Origin of the sequence: Streptomyces kronopolitis (genome assembly GCF_014646275.1) — a bacterium.
Taxonomy (GTDB): domain Bacteria; phylum Actinomycetota; class Actinomycetes; order Streptomycetales; family Streptomycetaceae; genus Streptomyces; species Streptomyces kronopolitis.
The window spans coordinates 20,487-39,565 of record NZ_BMND01000023.1 but is presented as its reverse complement, the minus strand read 5'-3'; the positions used below and the strand labels follow the sequence as shown (position 1 = coordinate 39,565).

Genomic DNA, 19,079 nt, shown 5'->3' with positions numbered 1-19,079 from the left:
CGCGCTTCCGGGCAGGCGTTATTTCTTTACCGGTATTTCTTTACCGGTATTAGTATCACGGGCATGGTGCGGACTCCACTGACTCCCTGGGAACGTGAACGCGGCGAGCGGCTCGGCGCGCTGCTGCGGGCGGCGCGCGGTGCGCGCAGCATGGTCGATGTCGCGGCGGCGGCGGGGCTGTCCGCCGAGACGCTGCGGAAGATCGAGACCGGGCGGGCGCCGACGCCGGCGTTCTTCACGGTCGCCGCGCTGGCCGGGACGCTGGGGCTGTCCCTGGACGAGGTGGCGACGCTGGCCGCCCCGCCCGAGGGAGAGGTGGCGGACGCGGTCGCCTGACGAGGGGTGGCGCGCGCCCCCGGCCGCCGCCCGGCACGCAGCCGACCGGCCGCGGCCCGGCGCTCAGCCGACCTGCCGTGGCCCGGTGCGCCGCCCCTGGCCGCTGCCCACCGCGCCCCCGGCCCCGCGCGCCCAAAAACACGCCGAGGGCCGGCTCCCCCCAAGGGGAACCGGCCCTCCGTTGCGCGTCGTGCGCCGGAAATCAGGCGGACGGATCAGACGTTGACGCCGAAGTCCTGTGCGATGCCGACGAGGCCCGAGGCGTAACCCTGGCCCACGGCGCGGAACTTCCACTCGGCGCCGTTGCGGTAGAGCTCGCCGAAGACCATGGCGGTCTCGGTGGCGGCGTCCTCGCTGAGGTCGTAGCGGGCGACCTCGGTGCCGCCGGCCTGGTTGATGATGCGGATGAATGCGTTGCGCACCTGGCCGAAGTTCTGGCTGCGGTTCTCGGCGTCGTAGATGGAGACCGGGAAGACGATCTTGTCGATGTCGGCCGGCAGCGCCGCGAGGTTGATGTTGATCTGCTCGTCGTCGCCCTCGCCCTGGCCGGTGACGTTGTCGCCGGTGTGCACGATCGACTGGTCCGGCGTCGCCTTGTTGTTGAAGAAGACGAAGTGCTGGTCCGAGTAGACCTTGCCGCTGCCGTTGACCGCGATGGCGCTCGCGTCGAGGTCGAAGTCCGTGCCGGTGGTGGTGCGGACGTCCCAGCCGAGGCCGACCGTGACGGCGGTCAGGCCCGGTGCCTCCTTGGTGAGGGAGACGTTGCCGCCCTTGGACAGGCTTACAGCCATGGGATGTCCCTTTCCTTGTCGACTCGTCGAAGCGTCGGGCTCCGTACGCGGACGAAGCTACCGTCACCCTCCACAACGCCATCAGGGGACCAGGAGGTTCCAGGAGCCTTTACTTTCTTTGCCGAATCCTGCGGGCGAATGTGGCGCGACGGACCAGGAAAAGCGGGTGACGGGTTCCGTGGCGCGCGGGATCATAGGACTCATGTCCGGGCCCTATGTCATCCGCGGTTCGGTCGCCCTTCCGGAGGCCGAGCTCGTCTGGCGCTTCTCGCGGTCCTCCGGTCCGGGCGGCCAGCACGTCAACACCAGCGACAGCCAGGTCGAGCTGCGCTTCGACCTCCACCGGACGCAGGCGCTGCCGCCGGTGTGGAAGGAGCGCGCCCTGGAGCGGCTGGCGGGCCGGCTCGTCGACGGCGTGCTGTCCGTGCGCGCCTCCGAGCACCGCTCCCAATGGCGTAACCGCGAGACCGCCGCCGTCCGGCTGGCCGCGCTGCTCGCCGAGGCCACCGCGCCGCCGCCCAAGCCGCGCCGCAAGTCGCGGATCCCGCGCGGCATCAACGAGCGCCGGCTGCGAGAGAAGAAGCAGCGCGGCGACACCAAGCGCGGCCGCTCGGGCCGCGACTGGACCTGACCTGACCCGACTGCTTGGCCGCCGGACCGCCGGACCGCATGGCCGCCCGGCCCCGCGGCCCCGCGGCCCCGCGGCCCCGCGGCCCCGCGGTCCTCGCCCCCCTCACCCCAACTGGCGGTACTTCCCCCGGAAGTACGTCAGCGGTCCGTCGTCCTCGCTCGACACCGAGCTGGTCAGGACGCGGGCGATGACGAGGGTGTGGTCGCCGGCCACGACCCGCTGCTCGGTGCGGCACTCCAGGGTCGCCAGCGCGCCCCCGATGAGCGGAGCGCCGGACGCTTCGCCCCGTATGAAGGGGATGTCGTTGAAGAGGAGTCTGTCGCTGATGCGGCCCTTCATCGCGAATCGTCCCGCAATCTGCCGCTGATGCCCCGACAGCACCGAAACGGCCCACAACGGCTGGAGCTCCAGCAGGTCGTCCATCCGTGAATCGTTGCGAACGCTCACCATCACCAGGGGCGGATCGAGGGAGACGGACAGGAACGCGGAGGCGGTCATGCCGACGTCCTCGCCCCGCGGTCCGTCGTCCGGATCATGGGCGGTGATCAGCACCACGCCGGCGGCGAGGCGGGACAGGGCGGCTCGGAACTCGTCGTCACTCACCCCCACAGAATGCGGGATGGGGGCGTCGCCCGGCACGGACGCGAGGGCGACGGTCGGGGTGGAAGGGGCGGCGGGCCCGGCGGCCGTCGCATCGGCTGGGATTTTCGTGAACACGCCATGAACGCTAACTTCGGTCGACCGCGGTGCGCATCGGGCCACCGGACCACTCGCGTCCTAGGTCTGACGGCGGAATCCCGGAACGCTACGAATTTGCGTTCAGGAAGTGTAGAAAGGGTGAAGGCGCGCTCCCGTTGCGGGTTAAATGGAAGATCGCCAACCGTCCCTCGCGCTCTGTGACTTGAGTCACAGCAGCCGCTAATTGTTGACCCTGTGTACCGAGTGAACAGCTCACTGTGATTCAGTGAGCGTGGAATCGGACGACAAGAATCGTGGAGTTTGCTGTCGAGGTCTCGGGGAGAGCGAACGATGGAGACCGAGTCGGAGCCATACGTCCGCCTTGCGACCCTGCGGCAGCTTCATCAAGTGGTCGCGGAGCTGAATACCGCACGTAGCCTTGCGGACACCCTGCAGACGGTCGCCGACGGCGCGATCACCGGACTCGGCTTCGAGCTGGCCGCGGTCAATCTCGTCCGTCCCGACGGCGATCTGGTCGTCGCCGCGGTCGCCGGCAGTGCGGGCGCCGAGGCGCTGATGGCCGGACGGGTCGGCTCCCGGGCGGCCTGGGACCGCCGGCTGTCCATGGGCGAGCGCTGGGGCGACCTCATCTTCATCCCGCACACCGAGGGCTGGGTGCTCGATGACGACGACGTGCCCCAGTGGCACACGGCCGGCCCCGCGCCCCGCTTCCCCGACGAGTGGCACTCCATGGACCGCCTCTTCGCGCCCATGTACACCGCGGCGAACGGCGGTGGCGAGCTGCTCGGGGTGCTCTCCGTCGACCGGCCGCGCAACGGCCGGCGGCCCGGCCCCTGGGGGCAGGAAGCCCTCCAGATGTACGCCTTCCAGTCCGCCATCGCGATCAGCAACGCCCGGCTGCGGGCGAACATGCAGCGCGCCCTGGTCCGGCTGGAGCGCGAGCAGCAGGCGCTGCGGGCCAGCGAGGAGAGCTTCCGGCAGGCGTTCGAGTACGCGCCGAGCGGGATGGCCGTCGCCGAAATGGGCGGTGACCAGCACGGACGGCTGCTGCGCACCAATGACGCGCTGTGCCGGCTGCTGGGCCGTCCGGCCTCCGGGATGCGCCGCTACTCCTTCTCCGACCTCGTCCACCCCGAGGACATCGGCACCCTGCTGCGCACCTCCGCCGAGGGCGGCCGCGCCGAGCTGCGGCTGGCCCGCCGCGACGGCACCTATGTCTGGGTCTCGCTGCGCAACTCCGTCGTCGCCGACACCGCCGACGGCCCCCGGTTCCTGCTCACCCACGTCGAGGACATCGAGGAGCGCAAGCGGCACGAGCTCCAGCTCGCCCATCGCGCCAGCCACGACTCGCTGACCGGGCTGCCCAACAGCGCCGAGCTGCGGTCCCGCCTCGGCGCCCGGCTGTGCTCGCTGCCGCCGGCCTCGATGGCCGACGCCTACGCCTCCTCGGGCGGCCTCGGCATCGATCCGCACGGCTTCCGGGCGGACGGCAAGGAGCCGTTCGAGGGCATCGACGGCTTCGAGGGCAACGCTCCGGCACCGTTCGACCACCATGTGCATCTCGTCGCCCCCGCGGACGGGCCGGCCGACGACGGCTCCAAGGGGCTCGCGGTCCTCTTCTGCGACCTCGACGGCTTCAAATCGATCAACGACCGCTTCGGGCACAACACCGGCGACGCCGTGTTGATAGAGGTCGCCCGGCGGCTGACCAGCGGCGTTCGCGACGGCGACACGGTCGCCCGGCTCGGCGGCGACGAGTTCGTGGTGCTCGCCGACGGGCTCGGCACGGCCGACGCCCAGGACCTCGCGGTACGGCTGCGCAACGCGATCATCCCGCCGATCCGGGTGGAGGGCCGGGCGGTGCGGGTGGGCGCCAGCTTCGGCATCGGCTGGGCGAGCTGCGGGATGACGGCCGAGGAAGTGCTGGAGTCGGCCGACCAGCGGATGTACGTCGAAAAGCGCTCCCGCTCGAAGGCGAACCGGCGCGCCGCGGGCTGAGCGGCACCCGTCGCCGGGCCCGCGGTGCGCCGCCGGCGCCCGATGCCGCGTATCTCACACCCGCGGCGCTCCGGGCCCCGCACCAGCAGTTCACCGATCCGTAGCGATCTTGTGGCCCGGCGGGCTCGGTGTGCGGGCGTGTCGACGGGGTAGGCTGCGCCGATGCGGCGCGGCGCCGCCGGGGGCCCGAAAGACAGTTCGCGCAGAAGATGCCTGCGAACGCGTAGAGACGCGTGACAGACGCGCACAGATCGCTTGGGAGTGACACGGAATGACGGCCGGCAACAACGGCGCGGACACGCCGGAGAACGACGACCCGTTCGCCTACCTCTACCGCTCGGAAGGCGGCGAGGGCGGCGCACCGGGCTCGGCGGGCGCCGGTGCGGGGACGCGGCAGCCGGGAATTCCGCGGACGTCCTACAACCAGGTGCGTGCGGTCGGCCAGCGCCAGTACGGCCAGCCGCCGCAGCAGCCGACGACGTACGGGCAGCAGAACGCCCACTACGCCGCGCCGGAGACGCTGCCCGGCGGCGACCGCACGCGCAGCGCCCCGGCCCCGGACGGCCCCGAGCCGCGCCGCAGCCGCAACGGCCTGCTGATAGGCGCCGTCTCGGTGGTCGCGGTGGTCTGTATAGGCATCGGCGTGGCGATGCTCACCAACGGCAAGGACTCGAAGGACACCGAGGCCGGCAAGTCGGGCCCGACGGCCGGTGATTCGGTCAAGCCGGGGGACAAGAAGCCCGGTAAGAAGCAGCCTGGTGAGCTGCCCAAGGAGGACGCGAGCGCGCTGCGCCTCGACGGCGGAACGACGACCGCCAAGGACATCAAGGGCGCCCACTCGGCGAGCGGTTCGTATGTCGCCGGCCTCAACCAGGTCGGGGCGAAGGTGCAGTGGAAGCTGGATGCCCCGAAGGCGGGCGACTACCGGCTCTACGTGCGCTACGGCATCCCGGGCGAGGACGCCAACGCCACGCTCGCGGTGAACGGCAAGCCCAACCCCCAGCCCCTCGGCCTGAAGAACTTCATCCACTCGGCGAAGGGCGACTGGGAGAAGGGCTGGCAGACCACCTGGGCCCCCGTCACCCTGAACCAGGGCGCCAACACCATCGAGATCTCCTGCGGGCAGGGCAACCAGTGCAACGCCAACCTGGACCAGGTGTGGCTGCAGCGGGGTGGCGCCAAGCAGTAGGCGGTGACCGCCGCTCCGGAGCCGGAGGGGCCGCCGTCCCCGCGGAAGTTGGTTGCCGCCGCCCTCTTGATCATGGTCGACTGATCGCGAAAGTCCATCTGATCAAGGGAGATGGCGCATGAAGATGCGCGCATTAGCGCTGACCGGCGCCGCACTGCTGGCCGCTCTGCCGGTCACCGTGGGAACCGCCGACGCCGCCGCCAAGTGCCCGAAGGGCAACATCTGCGGGTGGTCGAAGCCGAACTTCGGCGGCCACGCGTACTCCGTGGTCAGCCCCACGTCGGGGTGCAACGGATTCCACGGCGACGTCCGGTCGGTGTCCAACCAGAACAGGCACCGCGTGACCTTCTACAGCGACTCGGGGTGCTACGGAAAGCGCTTCGACCTGACCAACGGCCACTACTCGGCCAAGACCCCGTGGCCGGTGAAGAGCATCGCCGTCTGGGGTCCGTGACGCGCCGGCGCGCTGCGGGGTGAGGAGGGGCGGCTGCCGGCCCCCTCACGCCGCCGTTGGGTGATCCGTCACCACCACGCGTGCCAGCAGCTCTTCATACGTGGCCGGGTCGAACTCGCCTGCGGCCGGGGCGCGGACCGTTGCGGCGGAGAGGGCGACCGCGCGGGTGAGGCGGTCCGGCCAGGAGAGGTCTTCGACCAGGCCCGACAGCAGGCCGGCGACGGCGGAGTCGCCGGCGCCGGTGGGGTTGCCGGCGAGGCGGCCGGGCGGGGTGGCCTGCCAGGCGCCGGCGGCGGTGACCGCGAGCATGCCGGCCGGGCCGAGTGAGGCGGCCACCGCGTGGGCGCCGCGGCGGCGGGCGTCGCGGGCGGCGCGCAGCGGTTCGGTGCTGCCGGTGAGGGCGGCGAGTTCCTCGGCGTTGGGCTTGGCGAGGTCGGGGCGGGCGGCCAGGCCCCGGCGCAGCGGTTCGCCGCTGGTGTCCAGCAGGACCGGGACGCCGGCGCTGCGCGCGGCCCGGGTGAGCCGGGCGTAGACATCCACCGGGACGCCCGGCGGCAGGCTGCCGCACAGCGCCACCGCCCGTGCGTCGCCCAGCAGTTCGCGGTAGGTGCCGAGGAAGGTGTCCCATTCGGCGGGGGTGACGACCGGGCCCGGCTCGTTGAGCTGGGTGGTGTCCCCGGTGGCCGTGTCGGCGACCGCGATCGTGCGGCGGGTGGCGCCGCCGACCGGCACCAGGGCGTCGGTGACCTCGGTCTCCGCGAGCAGGGCGCGCAGCGCCTCGCCGGTGCCGCCGCCCGCGAAGCCGGTGGCGACCGTGCGGTGGCCGAGCGCGGCCAGTACCCGGGCGACGTTCAGGCCCTTGCCGCCGGGGCGTTCGGACACCTCGGTGATCCGGTGCGTGGTGTGCGGGCGGAGCCGGGGGACGCGGTAGGTGATGTCCAGGGCGGCGTTCAGCGTGACCGTGAGGATCATGGTCGCCCCTCCGGGCAGTCATGGCCGGGCGGCCGGGCATCGGGTGACCGCGCGCGGCGGTGCATACGGACAAGTGCGCGAGCGATCATGCCATCGCGGATGGCCGTTGGCCCAGACCCGGTCCGGCCGACCTGCTCAGCGGCGGCCCCGGGCGCCCGGACACCGCGTGTCCCGTCGCCCGCCCGGCCCGGTCGTCACCCCTTCTGCGGGTGCACCAGCCACTCGCCCCGGCGCATGACCCCCACCACGGCGTAGGCCTCGTCCAGCACCACCAGGTCGGCGTCCTTGCCGTCGCTCAAGGAGCCGGTGCGGCCGTCGATGCCCAGGAGGCGGGCGGGAGTGGCCGAAAGTGCCTGGACGGCCTGGTCGACCGTCAGGCCGTCGACGGTGACGGCACGCCGGAAGGCGCGGTCCAGGGTGAGCGTGGAGCCGGCGATCGAACCGGCCGTCGGTCCCTCGCTGATCCGCGCCACGCCGTCCTTGACCTCGACCCGCATCGGGCCCAGCGGATACATCCCGTCGCTCATCCCGGCCGCGCCCATGGCGTCGGTGATGAACGCGACCCGCCCGTCGCCCGCCTGCCGGACCGCCAGTTGGAGGACCGAGGGGTGCAGATGGGTGCCGTCGTTGATCAGCTCGACGGTGATCCGCTCGTCCTCCAGGAGCGCGGCGACCGGGCCGGGCGTGCGGTGGCCCAGCGTGGGCATCGCGTTGAAGAGGTGGGTGGCGACGGTGGCGCCCGCCTCGATGGCCCGGCGGGTGGCGTCGTAGGTGGAGTCGGTGTGGCCGACCGCGGCGATCACCCCGGCGTCGGCCAGCAGGCGGACCGAGTCCAGGCCGCCGGGGAGTTCGGGCGCGACGGTCATCATCACCGCGGTGCCGCGCGCGGCGTCGAGGAGCCGGCGGACCTCGGCCGGGTCCGGGTCGCGCAGCAGCTCCGGCTGGTGGGCGCCGCAGCGGTGCGGGGAGATGAACGGGCCCTCGAAGTGGATTCCGGCCAGCTCGCCCTGCTGGACCAACTCGGCGAGCACCGCGGCCTGCCGGGCCAGGTCGGTCAGTTCGCCGGTGACGGTGGAGGCGACCATCGAGGTGGTGCCGTGCCGGCGGTGGGTGGCGATCGCGGTCAGGCACTCCTCGGGGTCGGCCGAGGAGAAGGAGCCGCCGCCCGCGCCGTGGACGTGCATGTCCACGAAGCCGGGGACGATCAGATGGCCCGACAGGTCCATGGTGTCGGCCGCGGGCGCCTCCCCGTTCCGGCCGAGGTCGGCGTCACGGCTGTGGACAGCGGCGATCCGGCCGCCCTCGACGGCGATCCGGCCGCGCTCGACGACGCCGGACGGCCGGGCGATCCGGGCGCCGGCCAGGACGGTGCGCCCGGGGCCCGAGGGCCGCGGCACGGACTGTTGCTGAGCCATCAGGCGGTTACCTCCGTGGAGAGAAGATCCCGGGCGAGAAGCCCTGCGCCCAGGCACCCGGCGGCGTCCCCCAGGGCCGCCGGAACGATCGAGGGGAGCCGCTGGAACGTCAGGCGCCGGCGGACGGCCTCCCGCAGCGGGGTGAACAGCGTGTCGCCGGCCTCGGCGAGCCCGCCACCGATGATCAGCATCTGCGGGTCGAGCAGGGTGAGCGCGGTGACCAGGCCGTCGGCGAGGGCGTCGACGGCGCGCTGCCACACGGCGCGGGCCCGCTCGTCGCCGGACGCCACCGCCTTGGCCGCGTCCGCCGCACCGGCCAGCGGATCCCCGCAGACCGCCGCCCAGTCCCGGCCCACCGCCGCGGCCGAGGCCACCGCCTCCAGGCAGCCGCGCCGGCCGCAGCCGCACTCCGGTCCGTCCGGCCGGACGACGATGTGGCCGATCTCGCCCGCGCCGCCGTGCGCCCCGGCCTCGATCCGTCCGCCGATGCCGATGGCGCCGGCGATCCCCGTGCCCAGCGGGACGAACAAGAAGCGGTCCGCGTCCCGTCCGGCCCCGATGCGGCCCTCGGCCAGCCCGCCGGTGCGCACGTCATGGCCCAGCGCGACCGGCACCCCGCCGAGCCGCTCGGACAGCAGCGCCCGCAGCGGGACGTCCCGCCAGCCGAGGTTCGCGGCGTAGACGGCCCGGCCGGCCCGTTCGTCGACGATGCCGGGGACCGCGACGCCGGCGGCCGCGGCCGGGGCGCCGTAGCGGGCCGCGCCGAGCGCGCGGAGTTCGGCGGCGAAGCCGAGGACGGTCTCGACGACCGCGTCCGGCCCGCGCTCGCGGCCGGTGGGGCGCCGCGCCTCGTGGAGCAGTACGGGCGCACCGTCGGGGCTCGCGGTGTCCACCCCGACGAGGGCGGCCTTCATGCCGGTGCCGCCCACATCAAGGGCGATGACGTGTCTCACGGGAACAGTTTCGCGCGATCCAGGCTGAAAGGTCTAGTCCACTCGCCGGACGGATCGCGTCCGGCGGGCCGCCCGGAAGCCGGGGCGGAGGGGTAACGAGGGGGGTGGTGTAGACCTCCGAAAGGGCTCGGGGGAGACTCGTACTTCACGCCGCGTGAGGGGAGACCCCGCGGCGGCGGGCCGTCGGCCCGGCAAGCGCGGAACACAGAACAAAAGGCGGAACAGCAGTGCAGCGGCGGTACTTGGGCCTGACGGCAGCGGCAATCGCCACCACGATGACGGCGACCCTCACCGGCTGCGGCAGCGGCTCCGGCGGCGACGTCACGCTCCAGCTGGTCGCGGCGGACTACGGCAGCGGCAAGTCCAACGCCTCCCGGCTCTACTGGGACCAGCTCGCCCGCGGCTTCGAGAAGAAGCACCCCAACATCAAGGTCGATGTCCACGTCTACAGCTGGACGGACGTCGACAAGAAGGTCGCGGAGATGGTCGACGCCGGCCACGCCCCGGACCTCGCGCAGATCGGCGCGTACGCCGACTACGCCGCCAAGGGCAAGCTCTACAGCGCCGACCAGCTGCTCTCCATCCCCACCCAGGCCAACTTCACCCCCTCCCTGGAGGAGGCCGGCGAGTACAAGCGCGTCCAGTACGGACTGCCCTTCGGCGCCAGCACCCGGCGGCTCTTCTACAACAAGAAGCTGTTCGCCCAGGCCGGCATCAGCGGCCCGCCGCAGAACTGGGACGACATCGCCCACGACGCCCAGCTGCTGAAGGCGCACGGCGTCAAGATGCCGTTCGCGCTGCCGCTCGGCCCGGAGGAGACCCAGGCCGAGACGCTGATGTGGATGCTCAGCGGCGGTGGCGGCTACACCGACAGCATCGGCAAGTACACGATCGATTCGCCGGAGAACGTCCGGACCTTCGGCTGGCTCAAGGACGACCTCGTCGGCAAGGGCCTGACCGGCACCGACCCCGCCAAACTCGACCGCGCGGCGGCGTTCAAGGCCTTCGCGGACGGCGACGTCGGCATGCTCAACGGGCACCCCACCCTGATGAAGCAGGCCGAGGCCAAGGGCATCGACTACGGCACCGTCGAACTGCCCGGCCCCAAGGGCAAGGCCAAGGCCACCATGGGCGTCGCCGACTGGATGATGGCGTTCAAGCAGAACGGCCACCGCGCGCAGGCCGGCACGTTCCTCGACTACGTCTACAGCGACAAGAACGTCGAGAAGTTCTCCGGCGAATACGGCCTGCTGCCCGTCACCACCTCCGCCTCCCAGGCGATGCAGGAGGACGACAGGTTCGCCAAGATGCACGGCTTCCTCCAGCAGCTGGCCACCGCCGAGTTCTACCCGGCCGACAAGACCTCCTGGCCGCTGGTCTCCAAGACCGTCAAGGCGAAGATGGGCGCCGCGGTCCATCCGAACGGCAACCCGTCCGGGGTACTCACCGAGATCCAGAACACCGCGGACGCGGCCGACAACGCCGCCGAATGACCAGGGGCGGGCAGCGGCGCCGGCGGCCGTCCGCCGCGGCGCCGGGCCGGGCGCTGTCGGACCGTGCGCTTATCGTGGAAGCGTGATGACGGGCGCCGCGGCGGAGACGGGCGGTCCGGGCGACGAGCAGGGGCTCGGCGGGCCCGGGCCCGCCGAGGGCTCCCCGGGGCTCACCGCCCGGGACGAGGCGGTGCTCGCCGTCGAGCGCCGCTCCTGGCCGGGCCCCGGCCCCAAGGAGCGCGCCATCCGCGAACAGCTCGGCATCTCCCCGACCCGCTACTACCAGCTCCTCAACGCGCTGCTGGACGACCCCCGGGCGCTCGCCCACGACCCCGGCACGATCCACCGCCTGCGCCGGATACGCGACGCCCGCCGCGCCCGCCGCTGACGGCGCCGCCCGGCCCGCCCGCAGGTCGGGAGCCCGCCGGCCGAGCCCGTCCCGGCCGCCGGCCGCCCGCCGGTAGGGTCGGCGCATGGGCAGCCCCCCGAACGCCGCGCCGCACTCCCAGCCGAACCCCGGGCCCGACCCCGTGCCGAGGCCGCACACCCCCGCCGGCCGCGACGGCCTCGCCGCGCTGCTGGCCCACCCGGAACGCGCCGTGATCGCCCTCGACTTCGACGGCACCCTCGCCGAGATCGTCCCCGACCCGGAGCGGGCCCGGGCCCATGACGGCGCCGTCGCGGCGCTGGGCCGCCTGGTGCCCCGGCTGCGCGCCGCCGCCGTGATCACCGGCCGTCCGGCCGCCGTCGCGGTCCGCCTCGGCGGCTTCGCGGACGTCCCCGGCCTGGACCACCTCACCGTCCTCGGCCACTACGGCGCCGAGCGCTGGGAGGCGGCCACCGGCGCCCTGCACGCCCCGCCGCCGCACCCCGGCGTCGCCGCGCTGGAGGCCGAACTCCCCGGCGTCCTGGACTCCTCCGGTGTCTGGCACGGCACCTGGACGGCGACCGCCGTCGAGCGCAAGGGCGGCCGCGCCGTCGCCGTGCACACCCGCCGCGCCCCCGATCCGCAGGGCGCCTTCGACCGGCTGCACGCCCCGCTCGCCGCCCTCGCGGCCCGCCACGACCTGATCGTCGAGCCCGGCCGGCTGGTCCTGGAACTCCGCCCGCCGGGCATGGACAAGGGCGTCGCGCTCACCGACTGGGTCCGCGAGACCGGTGCCACCACCGTCCTCTACGCCGGCGACGACCTCGGCGACCTCGCCGCCTTCGGCGCCGTCGAGCGGCTCCGCGCCGACGGGCTGGCCGGCGTCCTGGTGTGCAGCGGCAGCGCCGAGGTCACCGAACTGGCCGACCGCGCGGACCTGGTGGTCGACGGCCCGGCCGGAGTCGTCGGCCTGCTCGTCGGCCTCGCGGACCGGCTGGACGAGCGCGGGCCCGGCACGCCGTAGTGGCGGGCACCCGCCGCGGCCGCCCCCTTGGCCGCGCGGGCGCCGCCTATCGCCCGCCGCCCTGCCGGAAGCGCTCGCCCACCGTGCCCTGATCCGTCTCCCACCAGGGGCGCGTCAGCTCCGGCTGCGGTGCGGCCGGAGCCTGCGGCGTGCCCGGCGCCCCCGATTCGTCCGACCGCCCGGGGCGCGCGCCGGGCTCCGCCGCGGCCGCCCCGCCCACCACCGTCAGCTCGCGGTCCAGCCGGGCGTCCAGCGCCGCCGTCCGCCCGCGCTCGGACCGCACCCACTCCGCGAACACCGCGATCAGGAACGGCAGTCCGACCAGCTCGGCGATGGTCAGCATCAGCCCGCCGCCGATCATCTGGTCCTGCCGCGGGCTCGGGTCCCAGGGCCGGTGCTGCGAGGCGTACCAGCCGCCCGCGATCAGGGTGCCGCTGGTCATCACGACGATGCCGGGCACGGCGTCCACCAGCCCGTCGAGCAGGACCAGCAGCGCCCGCACCGGGTGGCTGCACCAGGCGGGCAGCAGCTCCGCGCGGGTGAGCATCGGCAGCACGAAGAGGCTGCCCGTGACCAGCAGTTGCAGATACATGATCTCGTGCAGCGGGCCGTGCCGCAGCGCCGTCGGGAAGTACGGCGTGAAGTAGATCGCCAGCTCGGACGACAGCACCAGCACCGTGCTGACCAGCGGGAACGTCAGCAGCCGCAGGACCCGCCCGGAGAGCGCCGCGCGCAGCCGCCGGGCGGCCGGCCGCTGGTCCGGCAGCGCGCGCAGCGCCAGCGCCAGCGGGTCGCCCAGCGCCAGGCCCAGCGGGGCGATCAGATCGAGCACGATGTTCTGCACCGCGGCCGTCCAGAACAGCTCACGGTCGTAGACCGCCAGCCCGGACATCGTCGCCACCACGATCGCGCCCAGCCCGATCCCCGCGAACGCCGCGATCCGGGCGAGCGGCCACCGCTCACCGCGCCGCGCGAGCCGCACCACGCCCCACGCGTAGAGGCCGCCCAGCACGAGCACCAGCACCAGCGCGTACGGATCGAGCTGCCAGCTGTCGGCCAGCCGCCCCGCGGTGGCCCGGGGCAAACCGGCCGAAAGGGTTGTCACTGTCACGGGCCACCACGCTAGACCCGCCCCGGCGCGCGCCGCGGGCGGGGGCGCCCCGAAGGCCCCGCCGCCGGGCGGCGCGTGCGAAGCCGCAGGTCAGCCGCGCAGCTCTTGCAGCTGGTCCAGGAACCACCGGGCGGGCGGCAGCGCGGTGGCCGCCGCGGCCAGCCGCTCGCAGCGCGCCGCCCGCTCGCCCTCGTCCATCGACAGCGCCTCGTGCAGCGCCTCGGCGGTCCCCGTGACGTCGTACGGATTGACGGTCAGCGCGTGCGCGCCCAGTTCCTCGTGCGCGCCCGCCTCCCGCGACAGCACCAGCGCGCAGCCGGCGTCCGACACCACCGGGATCTCCTTCGCGACCAGGTTCATCCCGTCCCTGATCGGGTTGACCAGCGCCACGTCCGCGAGCCGGTAGGCGGCCAGCGAGCGGGCGAAGTCGTCCTTGACGTGCAGCACGACGGGCTGCCACCCGGGCGTCCCGTACTCGGCGTTGATCTCCCCGGCCACCCGCTCGACCTCCGCGGTGTAGTCCCGGTAGACGGCGAGGTCCTGGCGCGAGGGATAGGCGAAGGCGACGTGCACGACCCGCTCGCGCCACTCGGGGCGGTCGGCGAGCAGCTGCCGGTAGGCGAGCATGCCCCGCACGATGTTCTTGGAGAGCTCGGTGCGGTCCACGCGGACGATCGTCTTGCGGTCCGGCCCGCCGATCTGCGCGCGCAGCGCCGTCATCCGCTCCTCGACGTCGGGGCGGTGCGCTCGCTCGCGCAGGAACGCGGCGTCGGCGCCGAGCCCGTGCACGCCGATCCAGGTCGTGCGCGCCTTGCGCTCCGGCACGAGCGCGACGATGCCGGGCGCCCCGTCCTCCGGCCGCACCCGCTCGCACTGCCCGCCCAGCCCCGTCTCCGCGCAAGCGAGGAAGTTCTCGGCCCACCGCCGGGTGAGGAAGTTCGCCCGGTCCGCGCCGAGGATCCCCAGCGCCAGCTGCCGCTGGATGTCGTCGGGCAGTATCGCGAAGTATTCGGCGGGGGCCCACGGCGTGTGCGAGAAGTGCGCGATCCGCAGGTCGGGACGGCGCTCACGGAGCATGCCGGGCACCAGCGCCAGGTGGTAGTCCTGCACCAGCACGGCCGCACCGTCGGCCGCACTCTCGGCCAGCGCGTCGGCGAAGGCCGCGTTGTACGTCTCGTACGCCGCCCATTGCGCCCGGAACTCCGCGTCGAAGACGGGCTCCAGCGGTGTCTGGTACAGCATGTGGTGGACGAACCACAGCACCGAGTTCGCGATCCCGTTGTAGGCGGCGGCATACACCTCGGCCGGAATGTCCAGCATCCGGACCCGCTGTCCACCGGTATCGCCCGGATCCAGCACCCCACCCGTCCGCCGCACGGCCTCCCGGTCACCGTCCCCGAGCGCGGCACACACCCACACCGCATCCGCCTGCCCGTCTCCCGACCGCTGCCCCTCATCGAGGCGCTCCGCGCCGCGTGTCGATTGCCCGATGGCCGACAGCCCCGACACCAGCCCCCCACCACCCCGCTTGGCCGTGAGCCCCCCGTCCTCCCCCAGGCCGTACGACACCGGCCCACGATTCGACGCGACAAGAACCTCGGCTTGCACCGCACTGCGCTCGGACACCATGTCGCGACAAGTAACCCGCCACAGAACCACGCAAACGTAGGGAAGCGGCCAAGGACTCGGCAGCGGCGGGGCGGGGCCGTCAGGTGTCTCGTGGCGGGGCGGTGTCGAGGAGTGGTCTCGGCTCACCGTCGGTGAACTCCGGGGGCTCGCAGTCGAGACGGCCGCCCCTGCTGTGGGCGACGCGCAAGGTGTCGGCGAGGGTGTCCGTCAGGCAGACGGCCAGGAAGCGCAGTTCGGGTGCCGTGGTCCGGTCATCGTGGAGGAGGGCGCGGGCGTGCCCCAGGAGGATCCGGCCGGATGCGAGCTGGGCGCGCTCAACGGCGTCCGCTTGCCGGGTGACAGGGCCGTCCCCTTCGGAGAGTAAGTAGCAGGGCTTCCCCTCCGGGCTCGACCAGGGAAGCAGGCGTGGACGCGCAGGAGGCGTCATGGCGACTCCAGTTGTCTAGAGAAGTTGGCCGCTACCCATTGAAGCGAAGTGAACGCATAGCGTCAATTGCATCTCTAGAGAAGTTGAGTGGTTGGGCGGCAGGGAGGCGCCGCGGTACTCGAACAGATCTCTAGGATGTCCAGAGATCGCCAGGAGGGATGCGTCGTCATGGCCGCACAGGAGAGCCCGTCGCCCAAGTACCGCCGGATCGCCGACGCGCTGAAGCGGGCGGTCGCGGCGGGGGAGTTCGGGCCCGGTGACCGGCTGCCCGGGGAGAACGAGCTGATGGCCCGGCACGGCGTGGCGCGAATGACGGCTCGTCAGGCGCTGGGCGTGCTCACCTCCGAGGGGCTCGCCGAGGCGCGCAAGGGCGCCGGAGTCTTCGTGCGGGACTTCCAGCCGATCCGCCGTCGCAGCGTGCCGCGCCTGGCCCGGGAGCAGTGGGGCGAAGGGCGGTCGGTCTGGGCGGCCGATGTCCCGGACCGTGAGCTGGTGGTCGACGAGGTCTCCGTCGGCGAGGAGCCGGTGGCGGACGCCGTCGCGGCACGGCTGGATCTCCCGCCCGGCGACGCGGTCATCGTGCGGCGGCGCCGGTTCGTGCTCGACGGCAAGCCGGTGCTGCTGTCCACCTCCTACCTCCCCGCCGGCCTCGTCGCGAACTCGGCGATCACGCGGCCCGACACCGGTCCTGGCGGCGTGTACGCCCGGCTCGCCGAGCTGGGCGCGGCTCCGGCCCGGTTCCGTGAAGAGGTGCGCTCGCGGATGCCCGCGCCGGAGGAGGCCGACCGGCTGCGCCTTCCGGCGGGCACGCCCGTCATCCTGATCAGCCGCACGGCTGTCACCGCGGACGGGCGCATCGTGGAGGTCAACGAGATGATCCTGGACTCGTCGGCCTATGTGCTGGAGTACGACGTCGACGCGTGACCCCTCACGCCGCTCGGCGGGCCGTGTACTCCGGGATGTCGGTCATCGGGGGGCGTTCCTCGGTGTCCACGTCGGTGGTGCGGGGGACGAAGCCGTGTTCGCCGCGGTCGAACTGGGTGAGGCGGGGGCGTACCAAGTGGCCGCGGGTCAGGCGGAGTTGGGCGGTGCGGTAGATGGCGGCGGCCATCCGGCCCAGGGCCTGGCCGTCCTGGTGGCGGTGTTTGCGGACGCCCACGTCGACCTGGGCCAGGGCGTCGAGGCCGACGGTGTGCAGGGCGTCGACGAGCAGGCCGAGCTCGACGCCGTAGCCGACGGGGAAGGGGAGGCGTTCCAGCAGGGAGCGGCGGGCCGCGTACTCGCCGCCGAGGGGCTGGACGAAGCCGGCCAGCTGGGGCCAGTGGAGGTTGAGGAGCGGGCGGGCGACCAGCTCGGTGACCCGGCCGCCCTGGCCCGCGCCGGTGCCGTCCGTGCCGGTGCGGTCCGGGCCGGTCTCCAGCGGGCGGTCGTACATCGCCTTGACGAACTGGAGGTCCGGGTCGGTCAGCAGCGGGCCGACGATCCCGGAGACGAAGGTGGCCGAGAACTCGCGCAGGTCGGCGTCGATGAAGCAGATGATGTCGCCGGTGGTGGCCAGCAGGGAGCGCCACAGCACCTCGCCCTTGCCGGGGACGGCGGGCAGCCGCGGCAGGACGCTGTCGCGGTGCACCACCCGGGCGCCGGCGGCCGCCGCGACCTCGGCGGTGCGGTCGGTGGAGCCGGAGTCCAGCACCACCAGCTCGTCCACGAGCGGCAGCGCGTCCGTCATCAGGGCGTCACGGATCGTGGCCACGATCGCGCCGACCGTGGCCTCCTCGTCGAGCGCGGGCAGCACGACGCTGACCGTCCGGCCCGTGAGGCGCTTGGCCTCCAGCAGCTGCTCCAGCGGGCGATCCGCGGCGGACCAGGACCGGGCGCCCAGCCAGCGCTCCACCTCTTCCAGCACGTCTACGACTCCTCGGTCGCCGCCGGAGGGCGGCCTGTGTGATCCATCTCGCGGTTCGGACGACTATCTCAACAGTCAGCGCCGTCGGTTACAGTCTTGAACAACGCGGATGACCGTCGCATGTCGGGGTCTGCGCCACAAACGCCTGGGTTTCGGCCCAGTGCCATACCGCTCATCCAGAGGGGCAGAGGGATACGGCCCGTTGAAGCCCCGGCAACCCTCCAGCCGGTCTTGCCGCAAGGACGCTCGATGGCGTCCCGCGCGCGAGGCTCCCGGCTAGGGAAGGTGCCAAATCCGTCTCGTGGCGAGATTCGCCGCGAGGAAGATGAGGAGAAAGGGCCTCGCCTCCATGGCTGTGCAAGTCACCGAAAACACCCCCACCGTCGCTCTGGGCCCCGCCGCGGCACTGTCCTGCCGCGAGTGCGGACAGCGTTTCGCGCTCGGCCCGATCTTCGCGTGCCAGGAATGTTTCGGGCCGCTCGAAGTCGCCTACGACCTGCCGAGCGGTGACCCCGAGGGCCTGCGGAAGCAGATCGAGGCCGGGCCGGACAACATCTGGCGCTACGCCCCGCTGCTGCCCGTCCCCACCGACGTGGCCGACAAGCCCAACCTCAACCCCGGCTTCACCAAGCTCGTCAAGGCCGACCGCCTCGCCGCCGAGCTGGGCGTCACCGGCGGGCTGTACGTCAAGGACGACTCCGGGAACCCGACGCACTCCTTCAAGGACCGCGTCGTGGCGATCGCCGTCGAGGCCGCCCGCGCCTTCGGCTTCACCACCCTGTCCTGCTCCTCGACCGGCAACCTCGCCGGCGCGGTCGGCGCCGCGGCCCGCCGCGCCGGTTTCAAGTCCTGCGTCTTCATCCCGCACGACCTGGAGGCCGGCAAGGTCGTCATGGCCGCGGTCTACGGCGGCGACCTGGTCGGCATCGAGGGCAACTACGACGACGTCAACCGCTTCTGCTCGGAGCTGATCGGCGACCCGCTGGGCGAGGGCTGGGGCTTCGTCAACGTCAACCTGCGCCCCTACTACGGCGAGGGTTCCAAGACCCTCGCCTACGAGATCTGCGAGCAGCTCGGCTGGCGGCTCCCGGACCAGATCGTCATCCCGATCGCGTCCGGCTCGCAGCTGACGAAGATCGACAAGGGGCTCAAGGAGCTGATCGCCCTCGGCCTGGTCGAGGACAAGCCGTACAAGATCTTCGGCGCCCAGGCGGAGGGCTGCTCGCCGGTCTCCACGGCCTTCAAGGCCGGGCACGACGTGGTGCGCCCGCAGAAGCCGAAGACCATCGCCAAGTCGCTGGCCATCGGCAACCCGGCGGACGGCCCGTACGTGCTCGACATCGCCCGGCGCACGGGCGGCGCGGTCGACGACGTCAACGACGAGCAGGTCGTGGACGCGATCAAGCTGCTGGCCCGCACGGAGGGGATCTTCGCGGAGACCGCGGGCGGCGTGACCGTCGGCGTGACCAAGAAGTTGATCGAGGAGGGGCTGCTCGACCCGTCCCTGACCACCGTCGTCCTCAACACCGGTGACGGCCTCAAGACCCTGGACGCGGTGGCGCCCACCTCCGGGCCCACGGCCACGATCCGCCCGGACCTGGACGCGTTCCGCGCGGCCGGCCTGGCCGGCTGAGGCCGAGGGCCCTCCCCGGACGGGCACCGCGCCCGGCCCCGCACTCGTACA

The 19,079-nt window shown here is 73.0% G+C and carries 19 protein-coding genes and 1 riboswitch; of the genes, 10 read left to right on the top strand and 9 right to left on the bottom strand.

The genetic code is table 11. The features are described from left to right. The first annotated feature begins 63 nt into the window (after positions 1–63). On the top strand, positions 64–336 hold the full coding sequence (locus IEY78_RS23075) for a helix-turn-helix domain-containing protein (protein ID WP_189101223.1): 273 nt from the start codon (positions 64–66) through the stop codon (positions 334–336). 215 nt (positions 337–551) lie between these two features. On the opposite strand, the gene IEY78_RS23070 is transcribed toward IEY78_RS23075, so the two are convergent. Continuing rightward, positions 552–1,127 carry a TerD family protein gene (locus tag IEY78_RS23070; protein ID WP_189101221.1) on the bottom strand — a complete coding sequence of 192 codons (576 nt, stop codon included), beginning with the start codon at positions 1,125–1,127 and terminating at the stop codon, positions 552–554. 202 nt (positions 1,128–1,329) lie between these two features. Here IEY78_RS23070 and arfB point away from each other — a divergent pair, with 202 nt between their 5' ends. After that, positions 1,330–1,758: an alternative ribosome rescue aminoacyl-tRNA hydrolase ArfB gene (gene arfB, locus IEY78_RS23065; RefSeq protein WP_189101219.1), complete on the top strand. Its 429-nt coding sequence runs from the start codon at positions 1,330–1,332 to the stop codon at positions 1,756–1,758. Positions 1,759–1,860: 102 nt separating this feature from the next. Here arfB and IEY78_RS23060 read toward each other — a convergent pair whose 3' ends face one another. Further along, positions 1,861–2,361 carry a flavin reductase family protein gene (locus IEY78_RS23060; protein WP_229700128.1) on the bottom strand — a complete coding sequence of 167 codons (501 nt, stop codon included), beginning with the start codon at positions 2,359–2,361 and terminating at the stop codon, positions 1,861–1,863. Between the two features lie 426 nt (positions 2,362–2,787). On the opposite strand from IEY78_RS23060, the gene cdgB reads away from it, so the two are divergent. From cdgB to IEY78_RS23045, 3 genes are all read left to right on the top strand, one after another. Then, on the top strand, positions 2,788–4,455 hold the full coding sequence (gene cdgB / locus IEY78_RS23055; protein WP_189101217.1) for a diguanylate cyclase CdgB: 1,668 nt from the start codon (positions 2,788–2,790) through the stop codon (positions 4,453–4,455). A gap of 271 nt (positions 4,456–4,726) precedes the next feature. Further along, positions 4,727–5,644 carry a CBM35 domain-containing protein gene (locus tag IEY78_RS23050; RefSeq protein ID WP_189101215.1) on the top strand — a complete coding sequence of 306 codons (918 nt, stop codon included), beginning with the start codon at positions 4,727–4,729 and terminating at the stop codon, positions 5,642–5,644. 118 nt (positions 5,645–5,762) lie between these two features. Continuing rightward, positions 5,763–6,098 carry a peptidase inhibitor family I36 protein gene (locus IEY78_RS23045; protein WP_189101213.1) on the top strand — a complete coding sequence of 112 codons (336 nt, stop codon included), beginning with the start codon at positions 5,763–5,765 and terminating at the stop codon, positions 6,096–6,098. A gap of 45 nt (positions 6,099–6,143) precedes the next feature. Here the strand turns inward: IEY78_RS23045 and IEY78_RS23040 are convergent, their stop codons facing one another. The 3 genes from IEY78_RS23040 to IEY78_RS23030 all read right to left on the bottom strand — a co-directional run bounded on the left by IEY78_RS23040 (position 6,144) and on the right by IEY78_RS23030 (position 9,438). Beyond that, positions 6,144–7,070 carry a 1-phosphofructokinase family hexose kinase gene (locus IEY78_RS23040; RefSeq protein ID WP_189101211.1) on the bottom strand — a complete coding sequence of 309 codons (927 nt, stop codon included), beginning with the start codon at positions 7,068–7,070 and terminating at the stop codon, positions 6,144–6,146. A gap of 194 nt (positions 7,071–7,264) precedes the next feature. After that, a complete protein-coding gene (gene nagA / locus IEY78_RS23035; RefSeq protein WP_189101209.1) occupies positions 7,265–8,485 on the bottom strand; it encodes an N-acetylglucosamine-6-phosphate deacetylase in 1,221 nt (406 codons plus the stop codon). Beyond that, positions 8,485–9,438, bottom strand: coding sequence for an ROK family protein (locus IEY78_RS23030; protein ID WP_189101207.1), 954 nt, complete (start codon positions 9,436–9,438; stop codon positions 8,485–8,487). The genes nagA and IEY78_RS23030 overlap by 1 nt, the downstream gene beginning before the upstream one ends. A 227-nt stretch (positions 9,439–9,665) precedes the next feature. Between IEY78_RS23030 and IEY78_RS23025 the strand changes: the two genes are divergently transcribed. The 3 genes from IEY78_RS23025 to otsB all read left to right on the top strand — a co-directional run bounded on the left by IEY78_RS23025 (position 9,666) and on the right by otsB (position 12,322). Further along, positions 9,666–10,931 (top strand): extracellular solute-binding protein, encoded by a 1,266-nt coding sequence (locus tag IEY78_RS23025; protein ID WP_189101205.1) that lies wholly within the window; start codon positions 9,666–9,668, stop codon positions 10,929–10,931. An 85-nt stretch (positions 10,932–11,016) separates the two neighbouring features. Continuing rightward, the gene (locus IEY78_RS23020; protein WP_189101343.1) at positions 11,017–11,319 is read left to right on the top strand and encodes a DUF3263 domain-containing protein; all 303 of its coding nucleotides are present in this window, start codon (positions 11,017–11,019) and stop codon (positions 11,317–11,319) included. An 85-nt stretch (positions 11,320–11,404) separates the two neighbouring features. Beyond that, positions 11,405–12,322: a trehalose-phosphatase gene (gene otsB / locus IEY78_RS23015; RefSeq protein ID WP_189101203.1), complete on the top strand. Its 918-nt coding sequence runs from the start codon at positions 11,405–11,407 to the stop codon at positions 12,320–12,322. 46 nt (positions 12,323–12,368) lie between these two features. Here the strand turns inward: otsB and IEY78_RS23010 are convergent, their stop codons facing one another. The 3 genes from IEY78_RS23010 to IEY78_RS23000 all read right to left on the bottom strand — a co-directional run bounded on the left by IEY78_RS23010 (position 12,369) and on the right by IEY78_RS23000 (position 15,489). Beyond that, positions 12,369–13,427: a cytochrome c oxidase assembly protein gene (locus IEY78_RS23010; protein WP_189101342.1), complete on the bottom strand. Its 1,059-nt coding sequence runs from the start codon at positions 13,425–13,427 to the stop codon at positions 12,369–12,371. A 96-nt stretch (positions 13,428–13,523) separates the two neighbouring features. Further along, positions 13,524–15,062: an alpha,alpha-trehalose-phosphate synthase (UDP-forming) gene (locus IEY78_RS23005; protein WP_189101201.1), complete on the bottom strand. Its 1,539-nt coding sequence runs from the start codon at positions 15,060–15,062 to the stop codon at positions 13,524–13,526. A gap of 79 nt (positions 15,063–15,141) precedes the next feature. Further along, entirely contained in the window at positions 15,142–15,489 is a 348-nt protein-coding gene (locus tag IEY78_RS23000) for a hypothetical protein (RefSeq protein WP_189101199.1), read from the bottom strand. A 168-nt stretch (positions 15,490–15,657) separates the two neighbouring features. Between IEY78_RS23000 and IEY78_RS22995 the strand changes: the two genes are divergently transcribed. Beyond that, complete coding sequence (locus IEY78_RS22995) at positions 15,658–16,413, top strand: GntR family transcriptional regulator (RefSeq protein ID WP_189101197.1); 756 nt, start codon at positions 15,658–15,660, stop codon at positions 16,411–16,413. 4 nt (positions 16,414–16,417) lie between these two features. On the opposite strand, the gene IEY78_RS22990 is transcribed toward IEY78_RS22995, so the two are convergent. Beyond that, positions 16,418–17,395: a glucosyl-3-phosphoglycerate synthase gene (locus tag IEY78_RS22990; RefSeq protein WP_189101195.1), complete on the bottom strand. Its 978-nt coding sequence runs from the start codon at positions 17,393–17,395 to the stop codon at positions 16,418–16,420. Positions 17,396–17,564: 169 nt separating this feature from the next. Beyond that, positions 17,565–17,727, top strand: a riboswitch (SAM riboswitch). A gap of 17 nt (positions 17,728–17,744) precedes the next feature. On the opposite strand from IEY78_RS22990, the gene thrC reads away from it, so the two are divergent. Continuing rightward, positions 17,745–19,028 (top strand): threonine synthase, encoded by a 1,284-nt coding sequence (thrC, locus tag IEY78_RS22985; RefSeq protein WP_189101193.1) that lies wholly within the window; start codon positions 17,745–17,747, stop codon positions 19,026–19,028. Positions 19,029–19,079 lie beyond the last annotated feature (51 nt).

Bases quoted from the DNA above. Each gene is read 5' to 3' on its own strand.
- IEY78_RS23075 (WP_189101223.1), top strand. From the start codon at position 64: ATGGTGCGGACTCCACTGACTCCCTGGGAACGTGAACGCGGCGAGCGG.
- IEY78_RS23070 (WP_189101221.1), bottom strand. From the start codon at position 1,127: ATGGCTGTAAGCCTGTCCAAGGGCGGCAACGTCTCCCTCACCAAGGAG.
- arfB (WP_189101219.1), top strand. From the start codon at position 1,330: ATGTCCGGGCCCTATGTCATCCGCGGTTCGGTCGCCCTTCCGGAGGCC.
- cdgB (WP_189101217.1), top strand. From the start codon at position 2,788: ATGGAGACCGAGTCGGAGCCATACGTCCGCCTTGCGACCCTGCGGCAG.
- IEY78_RS23050 (WP_189101215.1), top strand. From the start codon at position 4,727: ATGACGGCCGGCAACAACGGCGCGGACACGCCGGAGAACGACGACCCG.
- IEY78_RS23045 (WP_189101213.1), top strand. From the start codon at position 5,763: ATGAAGATGCGCGCATTAGCGCTGACCGGCGCCGCACTGCTGGCCGCT.
- IEY78_RS23040 (WP_189101211.1), bottom strand. From the start codon at position 7,070: ATGATCCTCACGGTCACGCTGAACGCCGCCCTGGACATCACCTACCGC.
- nagA (WP_189101209.1), bottom strand. From the start codon at position 8,485: ATGGCTCAGCAACAGTCCGTGCCGCGGCCCTCGGGCCCCGGGCGCACC.
- IEY78_RS23020 (WP_189101343.1), top strand. From the start codon at position 11,017: ATGACGGGCGCCGCGGCGGAGACGGGCGGTCCGGGCGACGAGCAGGGG.
- otsB (WP_189101203.1), top strand. From the start codon at position 11,405: ATGGGCAGCCCCCCGAACGCCGCGCCGCACTCCCAGCCGAACCCCGGG.
- IEY78_RS23005 (WP_189101201.1), bottom strand. From the start codon at position 15,062: ATGGTGTCCGAGCGCAGTGCGGTGCAAGCCGAGGTTCTTGTCGCGTCG.
- IEY78_RS23000 (WP_189101199.1), bottom strand. From the start codon at position 15,489: ATGACGCCTCCTGCGCGTCCACGCCTGCTTCCCTGGTCGAGCCCGGAG.
- IEY78_RS22995 (WP_189101197.1), top strand. From the start codon at position 15,658: ATGGCCGCACAGGAGAGCCCGTCGCCCAAGTACCGCCGGATCGCCGAC.
- thrC (WP_189101193.1), top strand. From the start codon at position 17,745: ATGGCTGTGCAAGTCACCGAAAACACCCCCACCGTCGCTCTGGGCCCC.